Origin of the sequence: Granulicatella sp. WM01 (assembly GCF_004570605.1) — a bacterium.
Classification (GTDB): Bacteria; Bacillota; Bacilli; order Lactobacillales; family Aerococcaceae; genus WM01.
The window spans coordinates 1-19,561 of sequence record NZ_SPPB01000012.1; the positions used below are offsets into that span (position 1 = coordinate 1).

Annotated in this window: 18 protein-coding genes and 1 riboswitch; of the genes, 10 read left to right on the forward strand and 8 right to left on the reverse strand. The window is 32.0% G+C overall.

Going from position 1 to position 19,561, the window contains the following annotated elements:
• The 9 genes from E4T68_RS02995 to E4T68_RS03035 all read left to right on the forward strand — a co-directional run.
• Positions 1-671, forward strand: a 671-nt coding sequence (locus E4T68_RS02995) for a transposase (RefSeq protein WP_167753786.1), incomplete at its 5' end; no start/stop codon positions are given.
• 382 nt (positions 672-1,053) lie between these two features.
• Complete coding sequence (gene mnmA / locus E4T68_RS03000) at positions 1,054-2,190, forward strand: tRNA 2-thiouridine(34) synthase MnmA (RefSeq protein ID WP_135123978.1); 1,137 nt, start codon at positions 1,054-1,056, stop codon at positions 2,188-2,190.
• A gap of 278 nt (positions 2,191-2,468) precedes the next feature.
• Positions 2,469-3,146, forward strand: a complete 678-nt coding sequence (radC, locus tag E4T68_RS03005) for a DNA repair protein RadC (RefSeq protein WP_135123980.1) — start codon at positions 2,469-2,471, stop codon at positions 3,144-3,146.
• 248 nt (positions 3,147-3,394) lie between these two features.
• Entirely contained in the window at positions 3,395-4,495 is a 1,101-nt protein-coding gene (locus tag E4T68_RS03010; protein WP_135123982.1) for a BMP family protein, read from the forward strand.
• 156 nt (positions 4,496-4,651) lie between these two features.
• Positions 4,652-6,205 (forward strand): ABC transporter ATP-binding protein, encoded by a 1,554-nt coding sequence (locus tag E4T68_RS03015; RefSeq protein ID WP_135123983.1) that lies wholly within the window; start codon positions 4,652-4,654, stop codon positions 6,203-6,205.
• Entirely contained in the window at positions 6,198-7,265 is a 1,068-nt protein-coding gene (locus E4T68_RS03020; RefSeq protein ID WP_135123985.1) for an ABC transporter permease, read from the forward strand. Before E4T68_RS03015 ends, E4T68_RS03020 begins: the two co-directional genes overlap by 8 nt.
• Before the next feature lie 4 nt (positions 7,266-7,269).
• Positions 7,270-8,229: an ABC transporter permease gene (locus tag E4T68_RS03025; RefSeq protein ID WP_135123987.1), complete on the forward strand. Its 960-nt coding sequence runs from the start codon at positions 7,270-7,272 to the stop codon at positions 8,227-8,229.
• Between the two features lie 86 nt (positions 8,230-8,315).
• Entirely contained in the window at positions 8,316-8,804 is a 489-nt protein-coding gene (locus E4T68_RS03030; protein WP_209305052.1) for a YutD family protein, read from the forward strand.
• Entirely contained in the window at positions 8,801-9,565 is a 765-nt protein-coding gene (locus E4T68_RS03035; RefSeq protein ID WP_135123989.1) for a TIGR01457 family HAD-type hydrolase, read from the forward strand. Before E4T68_RS03030 ends, E4T68_RS03035 begins: the two co-directional genes overlap by 4 nt.
• A 167-nt stretch (positions 9,566-9,732) precedes the next feature.
• Here E4T68_RS03035 and E4T68_RS03040 read toward each other — a convergent pair whose 3' ends face one another.
• Positions 9,733-10,038: a DUF4298 domain-containing protein gene (locus tag E4T68_RS03040; RefSeq protein ID WP_135123991.1), complete on the reverse strand. Its 306-nt coding sequence runs from the start codon at positions 10,036-10,038 to the stop codon at positions 9,733-9,735.
• A 70-nt stretch (positions 10,039-10,108) separates the two neighbouring features.
• Entirely contained in the window at positions 10,109-11,305 is a 1,197-nt protein-coding gene (gene metK / locus E4T68_RS03045; protein ID WP_135123993.1) for a methionine adenosyltransferase, read from the reverse strand.
• A gap of 94 nt (positions 11,306-11,399) precedes the next feature.
• A riboswitch (SAM riboswitch) is annotated at positions 11,400-11,504 on the reverse strand.
• A gap of 180 nt (positions 11,505-11,684) precedes the next feature.
• On the opposite strand from metK, the gene E4T68_RS03050 reads away from it, so the two are divergent.
• On the forward strand, positions 11,685-12,734 hold the full coding sequence (locus E4T68_RS03050; protein ID WP_135123995.1) for an IS30 family transposase: 1,050 nt from the start codon (positions 11,685-11,687) through the stop codon (positions 12,732-12,734).
• Between the two features lie 265 nt (positions 12,735-12,999).
• Here E4T68_RS03050 and rlmH read toward each other — a convergent pair whose 3' ends face one another.
• The 6 genes from rlmH to E4T68_RS03080 are packed head-to-tail and all read right to left on the reverse strand — an operon-like array spanning position 13,000 to position 19,560.
• Positions 13,000-13,479 carry a 23S rRNA (pseudouridine(1915)-N(3))-methyltransferase RlmH gene (rlmH, locus tag E4T68_RS03055; RefSeq protein WP_135123997.1) on the reverse strand — a complete coding sequence of 160 codons (480 nt, stop codon included), beginning with the start codon at positions 13,477-13,479 and terminating at the stop codon, positions 13,000-13,002.
• Positions 13,469-13,981 carry a pantetheine-phosphate adenylyltransferase gene (coaD, locus tag E4T68_RS03060; protein ID WP_135123999.1) on the reverse strand — a complete coding sequence of 171 codons (513 nt, stop codon included), beginning with the start codon at positions 13,979-13,981 and terminating at the stop codon, positions 13,469-13,471. Before coaD ends, rlmH begins: the two co-directional genes overlap by 11 nt.
• A complete protein-coding gene (rsmD, locus tag E4T68_RS03065; protein WP_135124007.1) occupies positions 13,974-14,537 on the reverse strand; it encodes a 16S rRNA (guanine(966)-N(2))-methyltransferase RsmD in 564 nt (187 codons plus the stop codon). The genes coaD and rsmD overlap by 8 nt, the downstream gene beginning before the upstream one ends.
• A 34-nt stretch (positions 14,538-14,571) precedes the next feature.
• Positions 14,572-14,838, reverse strand: a complete 267-nt coding sequence (locus E4T68_RS03070) for a YlbG family protein (protein WP_135124009.1) — start codon at positions 14,836-14,838, stop codon at positions 14,572-14,574.
• 17 nt (positions 14,839-14,855) lie between these two features.
• Positions 14,856-18,287, reverse strand: a complete 3,432-nt coding sequence (locus E4T68_RS03075; protein ID WP_135124034.1) for a pyruvate carboxylase — start codon at positions 18,285-18,287, stop codon at positions 14,856-14,858.
• Entirely contained in the window at positions 18,265-19,560 is a 1,296-nt protein-coding gene (locus E4T68_RS03080) for an FtsW/RodA/SpoVE family cell cycle protein (RefSeq protein ID WP_135124011.1), read from the reverse strand. Before E4T68_RS03080 ends, E4T68_RS03075 begins: the two co-directional genes overlap by 23 nt.
• Position 19,561 lies beyond the last annotated feature (1 nt).

Sequence of the window (19,561 nt, forward strand, 5' to 3'; positions counted from 1 at the left end):
TAAAATATTCAAGAAAGCAACGCTTAAACGTACGTTATGTTGTTATGGATATGAATGCACATTATGGTAGTTGGATAAAACAGGTGTTTCCGAATGCAGAAATTGTTACAGATAGATTTCACATTGTCCAACATATCAATCGAACATTTAATCAGTTAAGATGTCAGATTATGAAAAAATATCTTAATCAATCAGATAGTACCCAACAAAAGATGGGTAGACGAATGAAGAGATATGGACGATTATTGATGAAGTATGAAGAAGATTTGGATGATAAAAAGTACGTGTATCATTATCTGTTTAAGACAGAGCTGACGGAAACGATGATTGTTAACGAGATATTATTATATGATGAAGAATTAAAAGAAGCGTATGAATATACAAGAGAGTTATTAACATATTACAGACAACGAAATTATACAGAATTTTATAATCTTATAAAAGAAGGCACTAAAGCCAATAGAAAATTATTTAGACAAAAGTTTAATATTTTTATAAAGTATGCAAAGTCAATAAAAATAGCGTTTCAAGTTGAGTATTCTAACGGTGTTATTGAGGGGATAAATCGAAAAATAAAATTATTAAATCGCATGAGTTATGGGTTTAAATATTTTACATATTTACGAACTCGAGTATTTTTAGTGCAAGAAAAATTATTTAAACAATCTTAATATGGGCTGAAAAGTCTATCAAATCAGTATGCTTATTGTCAAGGCACGCTCACGCTATAAACCTTGACAATAAGCATACCGATTCGAAAAGCAACAATTAGCCCTATTAAGAAAAAACAACTTAATATTTGCTGGAATTTTTACTTACCAACATCATTTGACGAAGAGCCTAAAAATGATAAATAGTGTTCCTCATAGTCATCATTTTTAACATTATTAATAAATGCCATAGATAATATTCTTTATAAAACAAGTCAAGGATTGAATTTTCTGAAAATAATGGGCTAAATAAAAGTACTATTCTATTATAAGAAAATAAGGTATAATAAACTGGTCGGGCGACCTTCAATCGCTTTAGAATGAACGAAATGATGGTGATAATATGACAAAAGATAACAGTAAAATAAGAGTAGTTATTGGAATGAGTGGTGGAGTAGATTCCTCAGTTGCCGCTTTATTATTAAAACAACAAGGATATGATGTTATCGGTATTTTTATGAAAAATTGGGATGATACAGATGAAAATGGCATTTGTACAGCGACAGAAGATTATAAAGATGTAGAAGCTGTTGCTCAACAAATTGGTATTCCGTATTATTCTGTTAATTTTGAAAAAGAATATTGGGACAATGTTTTTTCTTATTTTTTAGATGAATATAAAAAAAATCGTACACCAAATCCTGATGTGATGTGTAATAAAGAAATTAAATTTAAAGCATTTTTGGATTATGCAAAAGATTTAGGTGCAGATTATATTGCAATGGGACATTACGCTCGAATTGAAATTGATGAATATGGAGTTAGTCACTTATTAAAAGGAATAGATAATAATAAAGATCAAACTTACTTTTTAAGTCAACTATCGCAAGAACAGTTACAAAAAGCAATGTTTCCATTGGGGCATTTACCTAAACAAGAAGTTAGACAGATTGCAAAAGAAACTAAATTAGTTACAGCAACTAAAAAAGACTCAACAGGTGTTTGCTTTATTGGTGAACGTCATTTTAATACGTTTTTATCACAATATTTACCGGCAAAATCAGGGGAAATGAAAACATTAGACGGAGAATTCATTGGGAATCATAATGGATTAATGTATTATACAATCGGACAGCGACAAGGATTAGGTATTGGAGGTGTCAAAGGACATTCAGTCCATGAACCTTGGTTTGTTGTTGGGAAAGATTTGCAAACTAATACACTTTATGTTGGACAAGGGTATCATCATCATTATCTTTACTCTGATTATTTGATCGCTAGTCAAATGCATTTTACAACTCATGAGGACAAACCAAGTATATTTGAATGTATGGCTAAATTTAGATACAGACAAGAAGACATTCCTGTTACTGTATACTTGAATCCTCAAGAAGCTACAGCAAAAATTGTATTTAAAGAACCTGTTAGAGCCATTACACCAGGACAAGCTGTTGTTTTATATTTGGGAGATGAATGTTTAGGTGGTGGCATTATTGATGCAGCTTATTCTAATGATGACGGACAACGGCAATATAGTTAAAAAATGTTGATTAAAGAAAGGTATAAATCGTCAAAAATACTGATTTATACCTTTTTGTTATGCTAAAAATAAATCTTTGAATATAAGTAGTAGGCAAGTCTAGCTAAGGGTATTAATGAATTATTTGAAATATATTTTGATGAAGTGCTATATTTGGTTTAATTTAATATTAAAAATTTCTGCAGGTTATTTCTTGGCAATTATAAACAAATAGACATTCTTTTTTATTTGCACGAACTAAATAGTTATTTGACGTATATTATATATGAGGTGAAAACATGTTAATTAAAGATATACATAAAGATGCTAAACCTAGAGAACGTTTATTAAAATATGGTGCAGATTATTTATCAGAGCATGAATTATTGGCTATTTTAGTAAGAACAGGTGGATGTAAAAATAATAGTGCTTTAGATTTAGCAAATGCTATATTACAAAAATTTGAAAATTTATATAATTTAACTCAAGTCACTCCACAAGAATTGATGACAATAAATGGCATTGGTCAAGCAAAAGCAATTGAACTTGTTGCTACAATAGAGCTTGGAAAAAGAATGATGTTAACTAAACAAGAAAAGCATGGTCAAATCACATCTAGCCAAATCGCAGGAAAAATATTTATGCATGAATTACAGTTTTTACATCAAGAACATGTATTAGTTGTTTATTTAAACACTAAAAATGAATTGATAAAAAAGAAAACAATATTTATAGGTTCTGCAAATAAATCTGTAGCTGAACCAAGAGATATTTTTAGAGAAGCTATAAAACTTGGATCAGTAAAATTGATTATTGGACATAATCATCCTAGTGGAAATCCAAAACCGAGTAAAGAAGATATTTTATTTACTAAGCGTATGATTGAAGCTGGAGAACTTATTGGAATAGATGTATTAGATCATTTTATTGTCGGTGATAAAACGTATATTAGTTTAAAAGAATTATCACTTATATAGGAAAATATATCGTTCGTTTGATATAAATTTTGGCTGTTTTATACGAAACAGAAACAATGCACTAAAAAATGAGAATAATGTTCGTGTTTTCTATGAATGTGATTCGCTTTCACAAATATGATGCGTTTACAAAATAGAGTATAATATAGAAAAACGAAAGAATGGATTAAAAAATACTTGATTTTACGTATTTATATGCTATACTTTAGATTGTCCGAAAGGAATGAATACTGAGGAGGATTTCTAATATGTCAAAACGTAAAGTTTTAGGGTTATCATTAGCAGCAGTTGTATTATTAGCAGCTTGTGGCAATAATAATTCATCTACAAAAACAGAAACAACAGGAGCAAGTTCAGCAAAAGAATCTAAGAAGTTTTCTGTCTTAATGATGACAGATGGTGGTGGAGTAGATGATAAATCATTTAACCAAAGTGCTTGGGAAGGTTTACAAGCATGGGGTAAAGAAACAGGACGTTCTAAAGGTGTGAAAGGATATAATTATATTCAACCATCTGGAGAAAGAGAGTATGAAACGTCTATTTCTGCTGCAGTAGATGCAAACTATGATTTAATTTTTGGAGTTGGATACCAATGGGAAGAAGCATTAAATAAAGGTGCAGCAACACATACAGATTCTAAATTTGTGCTAATTGATTCAGTTTTAGATAAAAAATTAGAAAATGGAGCATCTATTTTATTTGCTGAACATGAAGCAGCATTCTTAGCTGGTGTTGCAGCAGCAAAAGCAACAAAAACAAATCATATTGGATATATTGGTGGTGTACAATCTGAAACATTAATTCGTTTTGAATCAGGTTTTGTTGCAGGAGCAAAATCAGTAAATAAGGATATTAAAATTGATAGAGAATACGTTGGATCTTTCTCTGATTCTGCAAAAGGAAAAATTTTAGCAAACACAATGTACACAAGTGGTGCTGATATTATTTATGCCGCTGCTGGTGGTGCAGGTTTAGGTGTATTCTCATCAGCAACTGATTCAATGGCATCTAATCCTTCAAAAGAATTATGGGTTATTGGTGTGGATAAAGATCAACATACAGACGGTGCTTATAAAACATCTTCAGGTGAAGAAAAATCTGTTACTTTAACATCAACATTGAAAAAAGTAGGCGATGCAATTTCTCAATTTGCTAAAGATACAGAAGCTAATGGATTCAAAGCAGGAATTAAACGTTACACATTGAAAGATGGTGCTGTTGATTTAACAGATGGTCAATTATCTGATGAAATCAAAACAGAATTGAAAAAAGTTAAAGAAAAAATTATTGATGGCTCAATCAAAGTACCTAGTACATATTCTGAATTAGATACATATTTAGCACAATAATCATAAAAAAACATACTATTAAAAACCACTCAAAAACAATGGGTGGTTTTTGTAAAATTATTGTAAAATAATAGCGTAATGGTTAGAATTTTTATATAATAGACTTGGAACTTTTACAATAAAAAGTTTGAATAGAGTAGAAAGGAACTCAAGTTAATGTCTGAATCAAATTATGTTATTGAAATGAAGAACATTACAAAAAAATTTGGTGATTTTACAGCAAATAATAATATTAATTTGCAAGTAAAAAAAGGAGAAATCCATGCTTTATTAGGTGAAAATGGAGCTGGAAAATCAACATTAATGAATATGCTGTGTGGCTTGCTTCAGCCAACAAGTGGAGAAATTTTAATTAATGGAAATCCTGTGAAAATTACCTCACCGTCTGCTGCATCTAAGATGAAAATTGGAATGGTTCACCAACATTTTATGTTAGTCAAAAAATTTACTGTGACAGAAAATATTATTTTAGGTAGTGAACCTATTATAGCAGGAATTGTTAATCTTAAACATGCAAAAAAAGAAATTGAAAATTTATCAAAACAGTACAATTTGGATATTAATCCTGATGCTCTAATTAGTGATATTACTGTGGGAATGGAGCAACGTGTTGAAATTTTAAAAACATTGTATCGTGGAGCTGATATTTTAATTTTTGATGAACCAACAGCAGTATTAACACCACAAGAAATTGATGAACTAATAAAAATTATTAAAGGATTGGCAGCTGAAGGAAAATCTATTATTATCATTACACATAAATTAGATGAAATTCGTGCTGTAGCAGATAGATGTACTGTTATTCGTCGCGGAGAAGTTATTGATACAGTTGAGGTAGCAAATGTTCAATCACAAGAATTAGCAGATATGATGGTTGGACGCTCTGTATCTTTTAAAACAGAAAAAGCACCGGCGCAACCAAAAGAGCCAGTGTTAGAAATAAAAAATTTATGGGTTAATGAATCGCGTGGGCTACCTATTGTTAAAGGTGTTGATCTGACTATTCACGCTGGAGAAGTCCTTGGGATTGCTGGTGTAGACGGAAATGGACAAAGTGAGTTAATCCAAGCTATAGCAGGATTAGCAAAAGCAACAAATGGTTCGATTCACTTAAACGGAAAAGACATTACTAATCATTCTCCACGTTATATTACTAAATCTGGATTAGGGCATATTCCAGAGGATAGACATAAACATGGTTTAGTCTTAGACATGAGTGTTGAGGAAAATATTATTTTACAAACCTATTATAAAAAACCATTTAGTCGTATGGGATTTTTAGATGATAAAATCATTTCTAGTTATTCTTTACATTTGATTAATGAATTTGACGTACGTACGCCACATGAAAAAGTGAAAGTATCTGCTTTATCTGGTGGAAATCAACAAAAAGCTATTATTGCACGAGAAGTTGACAGAAATCCGGAATTATTAATTGCAGCTCAACCAACACGTGGTCTAGATGTTGGTGCCATTGAATTTATTCATAAACGTCTAATTGATCAACGTACTCATGGCAAAGCGGTTTTATTAATGAGTTTTGAATTGGATGAAATTATGAATGTTGCAGATAGAATTGCGGTTATGCATGACGGAAAAATTGTAGGTATTGTTAAACCAGAAGAAACAAATGAGAGAGAATTAGGTTTATTAATGGCAGGCGTTAAGCATGATAAAAGTAATGTTACTGTAGGAGGGTCTAATGTATAAACAGAAAAATTTTCAAAATATTTTAGTGCCAATTTTATCAGTATTTCTTGGTTTAGCCATTGGTGCAATTATTATTGCAGCCATTGGTGCTGATCCATTTGAGGCATATCAATCTTTACTTAATGGGGCTTTAGGAACTCCTTATGGAATAGGTCAGACATTACGTGCGATGACACCACTTATTTTTACTGCTCTAGGATTTTCAGTAGCATTTAAAGCAGGTTTTTTCAATATAGGATTACCCGGACAAGCTTTAATCGGTTGGTTATCATCTGTTTGGACAGCTTTAGCATTTCCTAATTTACCTCAATTTATTTTATTGCCACTATGTATTTTTGTTGGTGCATTAGCAGGTGCAATTTGGGCTGGTATAGCAGGGATTTTAAAAGCTTATTTCAATTCTAGCGAAGTTATCGTTACTATTATGTTAAATTATGTTATTTTATATGTTAGTGATTTTCTCATTAGAAATGTTTTAACAAATCCGTCTGCAGATAAAACTGCAAAAATTCCAGATGCCGCTAGCTTAAAAATTCCATTTTTAACTGAAATGACTAAAAATTCTAGTATCCATGCCGGAATTTTTCTTGCTTTACTAGCTGCAATTATTATTCATATTATGTTAAAACGTACAACAATGGGATTAGAATTACGTGCTGTAGGACAAAATCCATTTGCAGCTGAATATGCTGGAATGAATGCAAAAAAGAATATTATTCGTTCAATGTTTATTAGTGGAATTTTAGCTGGTTTAGCTGGAGTTATGGAAGGATTAGGACAATTCCAAAATATTTATTCTCAAAATGGTATTTCTTTAGCTATTGGATTTACTGGAATGGCAGTATCTCTTTTAGCGTTAAATCATCCTTTAGGTATTATTTTGTCTGCGTTTTTATACGGTATTTTTGAGGCAGGAAGTATTAAAATGTCACAAGCAACTGATTTGCCACCAGAATTAGTACGTGTTATTACGTCAACTATTATTTTCTTTGTTGGTGCAAATTATATTATTCGCTTCGTTATTGAAAAAGTTAAATTTGCTAAAAAGGAGGCACAGTAAATCAATGGATACTATAAAACTGTTTACATTAATTGTAACGTCAACATTATTATATGCCGCTCCTCTAATTATGACTGCCCTAGGAGGTACGTTTTCAGAACGAAGTGGTATTGTTAATGTTGGATTAGAAGGAATTATGTGCGTTGGTGCTTTTGCCTCTGTTGTATTCAATTTAGAAATGGCTGAATCATTCGGTCCAGCTACGCCATGGATAGGATTAGTTGTGGGTGGAGTAGCAGGTATTATATTTGCCTTAATTCATGCTATTGCAACCATTAATTTAAGAGCTGATCATGTTATTTCTGGTACAGTATTGAATTTGATTGCTCCAGCATTAACAGTCTTATTAACACGTGTATTATATGATGGGAAAGGCCAAACAGATATTATTAAAGAATCATTTGGATTATTTACATTTCCATTTTTAAGTGAGATACCAGTTATTGGACCTATTTTCTTTAAAGAAACACATATTGTGTCGTACTTGACCATTATAGTAGCTATTTTATCATGGTTTTTAATTTATAAAACACGTTTTGGATTAAGATTACGCTCAGTAGGAGAGCATCCACAAGCTGCTGATACATTAGGAATTAGTGTGACAAAATTACGTTATAGTGGTGTTTTGATTTCTGGATTTTTAGCTGGAATTGGTGGAGCAATTGTTTCACAGTCTATTTCAAGAAACTTTTCTGTATCAACGATTGCAGGACAAGGATTTATGGCAATGGCTGCTATGATATTTGGAAAATGGAATCCAGTAGGTGCTATGCTATCAGCTTTATTCTTTGGTTTGGCTCAAAGTTTAGCATTAATTAGTACAGCGGTACCCGGAATCAAAGATATTCCGTCTATTTACTTACAAATTGCGCCATATATCATTACAATTGTAGTATTAGTAGTCTTTATGGGTAAAGCAGAAGCTCCAGCAGCTGGTGGTAAAAATTATATTAAATCAAAATAAACAAGAAAGCACACATCGTGCTTTTTTGTTTGCCTAAATTATGATAATATAGTATTAACTTAGATAGAAAGTAGGTAGCACGAAGCTTGAATACTATTACAGGAAAAGAAAATATTAAACTTCAAGATATTCCAGAAGCAAAAATTAATGTTAAAGATGATAAAGTGTTTATTGATAAACGTGAATATGAATTAGTGATTGATTATAGAAATGCTTTTCAAGTTGATGCTTTTCAAGATAGATATACAAAACTTTTACAAAAATATCATTACATTGTAGGGGATTGGGGCCATGAACAACTCCGTTTAAAAGGTTTTTATCAAGAAAAGACTAAAAATGTTGATCCATTAACTAAAATTAATACATTGGAAGATTATTTAAAAGAATATTGTGCATTTGGATGTGCTTATTTTGTGCTGAAATCTGTAGAAGAACCTTTACCGTTCAAAGAAGACAAAGTTAAATATCAGAAAAACCAGCAGTCACGTCGAAAATCATCTTATAAACCCAAACAAGCTGTAAAACCTAAGCATAAAAAACATGATTTTGTGATTAGAAAAGGGCAAGATAGATGAGGAGATATAAAGGCTATTTAATTGATTTAGATGGTACATTGTATATTGGAAAAAAACGTCTATATGAAGCTGAACAGTTTATCAATACATTATTGAAGAAAGATATTCCATTTTTATGTGTCACCAATAATTCAACACGTTCTCCAAATCGTATAGCATTATTTTTAAAAGAAAAATTTAATATAATAATTGATGAATCATTTATTTATACAAGTGGATTAGCCAGTATAGATTATTTGAAAAAACAAACTATTGAACGCATTATGGTTATTGGGGAAGATGATTTGAAACAACAGATTGTAGAGGCAGGTTTTATATTAGATAATTGCTCTCCACAAATGGTTATACAAGGATTAGACAGAGCATGTTATTATAATCAGATAAAAGAAGCGTGTTTTGCTATACAACAAGGTGCAACGTATGTATTAACTAATAGTGATGAACAATATCCAACTGAAAAAGGATTTATCCCAGGTGCTGGTGCTATTGCAAAAATAATTATAGCCACAACTAAAATTACTCCGCTTTTAATTGGCAAACCATCATCTATTATAATGAATGGAGCTGTCAATAAGATTGGATTGGCTAAACAAGATTTACTTATGATTGGTGATAATTACAATACAGATATTTTAGCTGGAATAAACAATGGAATAGACACATTATTAACATTAACTGGAGTTACTCAACGTAAAGATTTGGCACGTGTTGATATTCAACCAACATATATTGTTAATCATTTAGGGGAATGGACAATATAGTGTCATGTTAAAAATAGTACTTTATAATTTAAGTATTTTGTTATAATGCTATTTGTTTGATAACTTTATATAATTTATATTATGTAAACTAAATATAAATTAAAAACTATATAACAAAAAAATAAATCGTGTTGGTCAGAATTACCAACACGATTTATTTTTACGCATTAAGATGATTTAACCATTGTTGTTCCTAATTCAAGTAATTGGATGGCTAAGTCTAAATTATCTCGAATTAAATCATAAACTGCATCTTCAGTTAATACATGGCAAGTTAAATCTTCGGGAAAATCTTCTTTTAAGGGCAAAACAAAGTCTGCATCGTATTCTGGACTACGATAATATGCCATTAATGATTTATAGTCTTTTTGTAATTGTTCAAGTTGATTAACAAGAGGATTAATTTGTTGTAAAACATCGTTATATTGATTTAAAATGGTTTCCATTTTTGCAATACGTACATAAGCATCCATTTTTACTCCCTCTTTTCTTTTAATGTATTATATCTATAAAATCTCATTCTAACAAAATATTTTATAAAATTTACTGTGGCAATAATGTTTTTAAAGCAGAAACTTTATCTAATCGCTCCCATGGTAAATTTAAATCACTGCGTCCAAAGTGACCGTATGCAGCAGTATCTTGATAAATTGGACGACGTAAGTCTAACATATTAATGATACCTGCAGGACGCAAGTCAAAATGTTTTTGGATAGCCTCTACTAATTTATCTTCACTTACTTTTCCAGTACCAAATGTATTTACTGAAATGGATACAGGTTTGGCAACTCCAATGGCGTAGGCTAATTGAATTTCAGCTTTATCGGCTAAACCTGCAGCAACAATATTTTTTGCTACATAACGTGCTGCATAGCTTGCTGAACGGTCAACTTTCGTAGCATCTTTTCCAGAAAAGGCACCACCACCGTGGCGAGCATAACCACCATAAGTATCTACTATAATTTTTCTACCGGTCAATCCAGTATCGCCTACAGGTCCACCAATTACAAAACGACCTGTTGGATTAATAAAATATTTTGTTTCTTTTCTTAACCATTCTTTTGGAATAACTGTGTCAATAACATGTGTTTTAATGTCTTGACGTATTTGTTCTTGAGAAACATCAGGGTGATGTTGGGTAGAAACAACAACTGTATCCACAAAAGCTGGATTTCCTTGTTCATCATAGGCAACGGTAACTTGAGTTTTTCCGTCTGGTCTTAAATAGGAAAGTGTCTGATTTTTTCTTACGTCTGTTAAACGTTTGGCTAGTTTATGTGCTAAATAAATTGGCATAGGTAAATAATCTGGTGTTTCATTATTTGCATACCCAAACATTAACCCTTGATCTCCTGCTCCGATAGCTTCAATTTCTTCATCACTCATTTTTCCTTCACGTGCTTCTAAAGCCTTATCTACTCCTAAGGCAATATCTGGAGATTGTTCATCAATAGCAGTTAAAACAGCAATAGCATTGCCGTCAAATCCATATTCTCCTCTATCGTATCCAATTGAAGATACTGTTTGTCTAACAATTTTTTGTATGTCTACATACGCACTTGTTGATATTTCACCAGCAACCAAAGCTAAACCAGTTGTTACAGTTGTTTCACAGGCAACACGTGCATTAGCATCTTGAGATAAAATAGAATCTAAAATAGCATCTGAAATTTGATCAGCAATTTTATCAGGATGTCCTTCAGTTACAGATTCTGATGTAAATAATGTATATTTTGTCATAGTAAAAAACTCCTTTTTATTGTAAATAGAATATGAAAAAACTATTCTGAAATTATCCAGAATAGCCACGCACTTATATTTAAACTATGATTATGACTCATCGTTCAAAGTAAACTTTGCTTAGACTTAGCACCTTCCACGACTTATGGGGTTGCCGGGCTTCTTTGGGTCTTTACCCTCCACCTACTCTAGATAAGATTTATTTAACTGTAAGTATCATATACTATATTGGCATATTTGTCTAGTCATTTACACACATTAGTGTATAATGGAAAAATAACCCGTGTTGTAAAATGAAGTGCAACAAATAAAAATAAACAAAAAAACATGAAAATCAGCTATACTAAAGTTGCCAAACCAAATAGATAGGAAGATTTTCATGTCTGAAGTACATTATACCACAAAACGACACTATAAACACTTAAGTGATAAAGAAAGAAGTCAAATTGAAATATTATTAAACGAGGGCTATACTATTTCAAAAATTGCAACACTACTGAATCGCCATAAATCCACCATTTCACGTGAAATCAAACGTGGCTCTGTTCTACAAAAACAATACCTTTATGGCTATAAAGAAGTATTACAATCAACATATTTTAGTGATACTGCTCATCTACTATCTCAACAAAGAAAACAACACTCTACTAAGTGTTCTATTCGGCATAAACTATCTACACAGTTTATGTCACAATTGATTTCTACACTATCTCAAAAGATTAGAATACATAGTGTTGATTCCTTTGTTAATACTTATAAAAAGCAGCATTCTGATGAAATAGTCCCTTGCACTAAAACTGTTTATAATTGGATACACAATCAATCTATACCATTAAAACCAATTGATTTACCACGGATGGTACGTATTCGTCACAAGAGAACCCCTACTCGTTTGAAACAACATAAACGCTGTTTAGGTAAATCTATTACACAACGTCCAGTAGAAGTGGCATTACGCCAATCCTTTGGTCATTGGGAAATTGATTTAATGATTGGGAAAATAACTAAAAATGAGTCTGTTATTTTAACACTTATCGAAAGAAAGACACGATTTATTATTATCAGAAAGTTAAAAGAAAAATCATCAGAATGTGTTAACAAGGCTTTAAAACAGATATTTAAACAGTATGGTAAGAAATGGTTTAAAAGTATAACAGCAGATAATGGTTCAGAATTTTCACGATTAACAGAATTAGAAAGCTATTTAACTGCAGTATATTTTGCACATCCGTATGCGTCGTACGAACGAGGGACTAATGAAAATCACAATGGTTTAATTCGAGAATTTTTACCAAAGGGAAAATCATTTAATTTAGTACCTATTCAAATGATAACAACTATACAAAATGCGTTAAATAATAGACCTAGACGTATACTAGACTATGATACACCTCATACTATGTTTAATCGTTTGTGTGCAACGACATAAACTATAACAGAATAGGTGTAACCGTAAAGGCTCGCTACGCTAATACCTTGACCGTTACACCTATTCCATTACAAAACAACTATGTCGCACACAGACATAGACTGTGACTTTAGTATTTTTCATGTACTGTTGCACTTGGCTTTACAATTCGAGATGGAAAAATAAACTGTAAGCAGTTGATAAAATTGACTTTTGTAGCGTATTTTTGCTAACTGTGTATGTTAATTTATTGATATGAATTTCTATAAATATGCTTAGCAGTAGATTATTTATGATAGGCTTGGTTATTGATGATACGAAATGCACGATAAATTTGTTCGCTTAATACTAATCTCATCAGTTGGTGTGGCAATGTGATTCGCCCAAAAGATAAAGAAATAGTGGCACGTTTTTTCACACAATCTGCTAGACCAAGGGATCCACCTATAATAAATGTTAATTTACTTTTTCCAGATACAGCGCAGTTTTCTACATATTGAGCAATTTGCTCACTACTCATAAGTTGACCTTCAATAGCAAGAATAACAACAATTTCTTGATCAGATATTTTCGATAAAATACGTTCAGCTTCTTTTTCTTTAACAATTTCCATTTCTTTTTGACTCAAATTTTCGGGAGTTTTTTCATCAGAAACTTCTATAATATCAAATTTGCAATATGCACCAAGACGTTTTGTATATTCGTCAATGCCCATTTTTAAGTATTTCTCTTTTAATTTTCCCACTGCGATAATTTTAATATTCATCTTTAATCTCCAAGATTTCTCGTTCCATTTTACACTCAAGAGCATGCTCAACATGTTTAGGCACCATATCTGACACATTTCCACCAATACGAAATAATTCTTTAATGCCACTTGAACTTAAAATAACATGTTCTTCTCTAGGAAATAGTACAACAGTTTCAAGGTTTGGATGCTCTCTTTTATTATACATTGCCATTGTTTGCTCAAAAATTAAATCTTGTGATTGTCTAACTCCTCTTAATAAAGCAACTGCTCCATAATATTTTGCTACATCAACAAGTAGACCTTTTGTGTGTCCAATTACTTTAACATGTTGATGATTTATGGCTTGTTTAATTAAGTGTATACGTTCCTCTAAAGTGAATAATGTAGATTTTTTTTCGTTACTTGATACAACAATAATAATCTCATCAAATAAGTGTAGGCCTCTTTCAACTAGATCTAAATGTCCATTGGTAATAGGATCAAAACTTCCAGATAAAATGGCGATACGTTTATTCATCTTTGCTCACCTCTTCTTCTATATGATAAAAAGAAACAGCAATAGTTCCATAGACGGTACGTTTCCATTGCGTAAAGCAACCAATTTGTTCAGGTAGAAAAATTTTGTTATCTGTTTCGCATACAACCATTGTTTTTGGGGTAATTAAATTAAGTTTAATAATAGTTAATAAATCTTCTTTAATCGTTTGTTTAGCGTATGGTGGATCAAAAAAAATTAACTCCACAGGTTGATTTAAGTGATATATTCCTCGTTTGCTGTCACCTTTAATTAATTGAAATTTTTCGGCTTCTTTAGTGACGGCAATGTTAAATTGAATGATTTGTTGCGCTTTTCTATCTTTTTCAAATAGAATTGCTCTATCCATTCCACGAGATACAGCTTCAATAGATAAAGCACCACTTCCTGCAAATAAATCTAAGCATGTTCCACCGTCAAAATAAGGACCAATAATATTAAAAATAGATTCTTTTACTTTATCTGTTGTTGGTCGTGTATTATCTCCAGGTAAAGATTTTAATTTTCGTTTTCCGTATTTTCCTGAAATAATCCGCATATATTTACCTCCATGATAAAACAAGAGGGAAAATTTACCCCTCTTGTTTTATTTCATCACTTTCTAATGCATGTTTAAAACTCATATCAATATCAGAAAAATATGATTTTTCAACAAAGCGTACAAAATGAAGTCCTTTAATTTGCTTCATTACCTGTTCAAGATTTGTGTCATTGACATAAAGTGATACATAGTTCATACGTTTTGAAATATAGTGAATATCACCAAAACGGTTTAATTTAGTCAAGTTTTTTAAAGAATATACCCAAACGATTAGTCCTATTCTTTGTACTTTTTCCATATCTTATCCTCACTACTCTATTTTAATTCTAATAATAAATCACGTGAGTCAACAAGGTCAGCTTCATGAACGTATACTTGATCAATTGTTCCATCAAGTTGCGCTTGGATAGTTGTTTCCATTTTCATTGATTCAGTTACAAGAAGAGGATCTCCTTTTTTAACAACATCGCCTTTTTTAACAAGAAGTTTTACAATAGTTCCCGGCATAGTTGCACCAACGTGATAGCGATTTGTAGGTTCAGCTTTTTTGCGAACAGAAACAGATTGATTGACGCTAGAGTCTTTTACTGTAATTTCGCGACTTTGTCCATTGAAATTGAAGTACATAATTCTATTTCCATCAGAATCTGGCTCACCAATTTGAATAAGACGAATAGATAATGTTTTTCCTTTTTCAATCTCTACTGAAATTTCTTCTCCAGCTCTCATACCATGGAAAAATGTTGGTGTATCTATAGGTGATAAATCTCCATAAATAGACACACGTTCTTGATAATCTAAAAAGACTTTTGGATATAAAACATAACTGATGACATCGTGTTCAGATGGTTTCTCACCTAATATTTGTTCGAGTTCTTGTGCTTTTTGTTCAAGTGAAATAGGTTTTGCAAGTAAACCCGGACGGCATGTAAAAGGTTTTTCTTGTTTCAAAATTAATTGTTGCAATGCTTTTGGAAATCCACCAACAGGTTGTCCCAAATCTCCCTTGAAAAAGGCACGCACTGATTCTGGGAAATCTATTGTTTTTCCTAGTTCAAAAATATTTTCAGAGGTCAATTTGTTTTTAAGCATAAATAATGCCATATCTCCAACAACTTTTGAAGATGGGGTTACTTTCACAATGTCGCCAAATAATTGGTTCACTTCTGCATACATTTTTTCAACGTCTTCCCATTCTTCATCTTTTATGCCCATTGCTTTTGCTTGCTGTTGTAAATTAGTGAACTGTCCTCCGGGCATTTCATGTTGATAAACAGATGTTTGAGAACCTTGTTGTCCTTTAGTTTCAAAAACATCATAGAAACGGCGCACACCATTCCAATAATGATTAATTTTTTCAATATTATGCAATGATAATGACGGCATACGTTCACTACTATCTAAGCCGTATAATAAAGTACTCATGCTTGGTTGACTTGTTGCTCCAGAGAATGCTCCCATTGCCACATCAACAATATCAACACCAGCCTTAGTGGCTGCAGCATAAGTATAAATACCATTACCGCTCGTGTCATGTGTATGTAGATGTATTGGAATAGACACCGTATCTTTTAGTCTACTTATTAATTGATATGCAGCTTGTGGTTTTAATAAGCCAGCCATATCTTTAATAGCTAAAATGTGCGCCCCCGATTGTTCTATTTCTTTGGCAAAGTTGACATAATAGTCTAAATTATATTTAGTTGATTTAGTATTTAAAACATCACCAGTGTAGCACATGGCCACTTCTGCAATTTTTCCATTATCACGAACAGCCTGAATACTTTTTTCCATTTGTGGTAACCAGTTTAATGAATCAAAAATTCTAAAAATATCAATACCGGCTTTAGCTGATAATGCGATAAATTCCTCAATCACATTATCTGGATAATTTTGATACCCAACAGCATTAGCTCCACGAATAAGCATTTGTAATAATGTATTTGGCATTTGTTTGCGAATATCGGACAGTCTATCCCATGGACTTTCTAATAAAAAACGATAAGCAGTGTCAAAAGTAGCTCCACCCCATGCTTCTATTGAAAAGAGTTCTGGCAAATATTGATCATAAATTGAGGCAATCTGTGTTAAATCACGTGAACGTACACGGGTAGCTAATAAACTTTGATGTGCATCACGGAATGTTGTATCAGTAATTAAGACTTCTTTTTGTGCAGTAACCCAATTGGCAACGGCGTGTGCACCTTTTTCGTCTAACAAATGTTTTAATGAGATAGTATTAGAGCGTTCATCTAAATTTTTTGGTAACACAGCTTTATGATACACACCTTTTTCGTGGCGAGGAATACCTGCAAATCCATTAATAGACACGTCACTAATATAAGCTAACATTTTATTGCCACGATTACGTTGTTTAGAGAAAACAAATAATTCGGGTGTTGTATCAATAAATGTTGTTTTTGCATGACCTGAGCTAAATTCATCATGAGAAATAACGTTTTGCATGAATGCAATATTGGTTTTAACCCCTCTAATTCTAAATTCAATTAAGGCACGTTTCATTTTTAACACAGCATCTTGAAATGTGCGACCGTATGTACAACATTTAACGAGCATTGAATCAAAATACGGTGTTACTATACTACCTTGGAATCCATTTCCAGCATCTAAACGAATACCATATCCTCCAGGAGAACGGTATGTATTAATTTTTCCTGTGTCTGGGATAAATTGATTTTCAGGGTCTTCTGTTGTAATTCGACATTGGATTGCTGCACCTGTTAAACGTATATCGTCTTGTGTGGCAATATTTAATGATTCAAAAACACTTTTTCCTTGAGCGATTAAAATTTGGGCTTGAACAATATCAAATCCTGTAATTAATTCAGTAATAGTATGCTCGACTTGAATGCGAGGATTGACTTCAATAAAATAAAATTCATCTCCTCCAACCCATAAAAATTCAACAGTTCCCGCATTTTGATAACCAATACTTTGTAAAAAGTCTTTAGCGGCATGACAAATTTTTTCTCGAATATTTTCTGACATAGATACGCATGGGGCTACTTCAACAACTTTTTGATGACGACGTTGAACCGAACAATCACGTTCAAATAAGTGAACAGCTTGACCAAATTTATCACCTAACACTTGTACTTCAATATGTTTTGGATTTTCAATATATTTTTCAACATAAACTTCTGCAGAACCAAACGCACTTTTTGCTTCACTAGAAGCACGTAGATAATTTTCCTCAACTTCTGTTTCCTGTCTAACAATTCTCATACCACGTCCACCGCCACCTAAAGCAGCTTTAATCATAATGGGATAGCCGTAGGTTTTAGCAAATGTATAAATATCTTCTATTGATTTTACAGGCCCGTTTGTACCTGGAATAGATTGTAATCCAGCTTTTAAAGCAGCATCTTTGGCTTTTACTTTATCGCCTAAAATATCCAAATGCTCAACAGATGGACCAATGAAAATAAATCCTTCTTCTTGGCATCGTTTAGCAAATTCCCGATTTTCTGACAAAAATCCGTATCCTGGATGAATAGCATCTACATGTGTATCTTTGGCAATAGCAATAATATGTTCAATGTCTAAGTAGGCTTCAATAGGACGTTTTCCCTCTCCTACTAAATAGGCTTCATCTGCTTTAAAACGATGAACAGATTGTTCGTCTTCCTTTGCATAAATAGCGACTGTTTTAATATTTAACTCATTTGCAGCTCTAAAAATGCGTATTGCAATTTCGCCACGATTAGCGACTAATATTTTTTGTATTGTTTTCAAAAGTTGCCCCTCCTGTTTGTTTATCCAAACTCATTCGTCTACGTTTAATTGGTTCAGTTTTTCTTTTTGAGGATACCTCATCGTCTAAATGTTGTCTTTTATCATGTAATGAAATTTTTAGTACAATGCCAATACACATAAATGAAATGAGCATACTAGATCCACCATAACTAATAAAAGGTAAGGTTACCCCAGTCAATGGAGCAAGGCTTGTTACTCCGGCGACGTTTAAAAATATTTGAATTAAAAAGATTAAAGAAATACCTAGTAAAATATATCTATCAAAGGTTCGTTTAACACTCATGCTTCGTTTGAAGATGAGATAGACAAGTAAAAAGAGTAAAAATAGCACTAAAATAATACCAATAATACCTAGTTCTTCACCAATAATAGACAGAATAAAATCGGTGTGAAATTCTGGCAAATACCCTGTTTTTTGAACACTATTTCCTAGACCAACACCTGTTAATCCACCTCTTGCTAATGCAAAAAATGAATTACGAATTTGTCTAGAGTCATCTGGCGAAACGGAAAAAGGATTCAAAAATACTAAAATCCGTCTAATACGATAATCAGATCCACCAAATAAATTTCCTAATAAGAATAGTCCTATATATCCGGTTGATACTATTCCAATTAACCATTTTATAGCTTTTTTCCATTCAAATAAGCCACTAGATAACCACATTAATCCAATAGTCGCTGCCATAATGGCAAATCCACCGGTATCTGGTTGCAGTAACACAGGAATTAATATCCCCACATAAACTAAACCTAATGTCACTTCAGGGTGATACGTTCCCCATATTTTTTGCATAAAGGTAGGATTATTTTGGATAGGAAACGGATCTAAATAGCGGGTTTCAGAAAAATAAAATGCGGTGTTCCACACTAAAATAATTTTAGCAAATTCTAATGGTTGAAGTGAAAACATCCCTAAGTTTATCCATGATCTTGCTCCATTGGTGGGATCAACAAAGATTAACATTAATATAAGAACAATCCCCATACCTACTGAAATTTGACGTATTAATTTATAATCAATAAAATATTTATATTTTATCTTCAAAATAATGACGCTCAATATAAGAGATATAAACACAAATATTGTTTGCCGTTGTACGTAATAAAAAGGATCTTTTTTGACAACAGCGGCAATATAACTTCCTGCACTGTAGACTGACATTATTCCAATAACGGATAAAATCAGAGCAATTGCCAATATAGAAATTTCTAATATGTATTGATATTCATTTTTTTTCATA

Bases quoted from the DNA above. Each gene is read 5' to 3' on its own strand.
- metK (WP_135123993.1), bottom strand. From the start codon at position 11,305: ATGACAAAATATACATTATTTACATCAGAATCTGTAACTGAAGGACAT.
- E4T68_RS03010 (WP_135123982.1), top strand. From the start codon at position 3,395: ATGTCAAAACGTAAAGTTTTAGGGTTATCATTAGCAGCAGTTGTATTA.
- E4T68_RS03020 (WP_135123985.1), top strand. From the start codon at position 6,198: ATGTATAAACAGAAAAATTTTCAAAATATTTTAGTGCCAATTTTATCA.
- E4T68_RS03050 (WP_135123995.1), top strand. From the start codon at position 11,685: ATGTCTGAAGTACATTATACCACAAAACGACACTATAAACACTTAAGT.
- E4T68_RS03080 (WP_135124011.1), bottom strand. From the start codon at position 19,560: ATGAAAAAAAATGAATATCAATACATATTAGAAATTTCTATATTGGCA.
- rsmD (WP_135124007.1), bottom strand. From the start codon at position 14,537: ATGCGGATTATTTCAGGAAAATACGGAAAACGAAAATTAAAATCTTTA.
- radC (WP_135123980.1), top strand. From the start codon at position 2,469: ATGTTAATTAAAGATATACATAAAGATGCTAAACCTAGAGAACGTTTA.
- E4T68_RS03070 (WP_135124009.1), bottom strand. From the start codon at position 14,838: ATGGAAAAAGTACAAAGAATAGGACTAATCGTTTGGGTATATTCTTTA.
- E4T68_RS03025 (WP_135123987.1), top strand. From the start codon at position 7,270: ATGGATACTATAAAACTGTTTACATTAATTGTAACGTCAACATTATTA.
- E4T68_RS03015 (WP_135123983.1), top strand. From the start codon at position 4,652: ATGTCTGAATCAAATTATGTTATTGAAATGAAGAACATTACAAAAAAA.
- E4T68_RS03040 (WP_135123991.1), bottom strand. From the start codon at position 10,038: ATGGATGCTTATGTACGTATTGCAAAAATGGAAACCATTTTAAATCAA.
- E4T68_RS03035 (WP_135123989.1), top strand. From the start codon at position 8,801: ATGAGGAGATATAAAGGCTATTTAATTGATTTAGATGGTACATTGTAT.
- coaD (WP_135123999.1), bottom strand. From the start codon at position 13,981: ATGAATAAACGTATCGCCATTTTATCTGGAAGTTTTGATCCTATTACC.
- mnmA (WP_135123978.1), top strand. From the start codon at position 1,054: ATGACAAAAGATAACAGTAAAATAAGAGTAGTTATTGGAATGAGTGGT.
- rlmH (WP_135123997.1), bottom strand. From the start codon at position 13,479: ATGAATATTAAAATTATCGCAGTGGGAAAATTAAAAGAGAAATACTTA.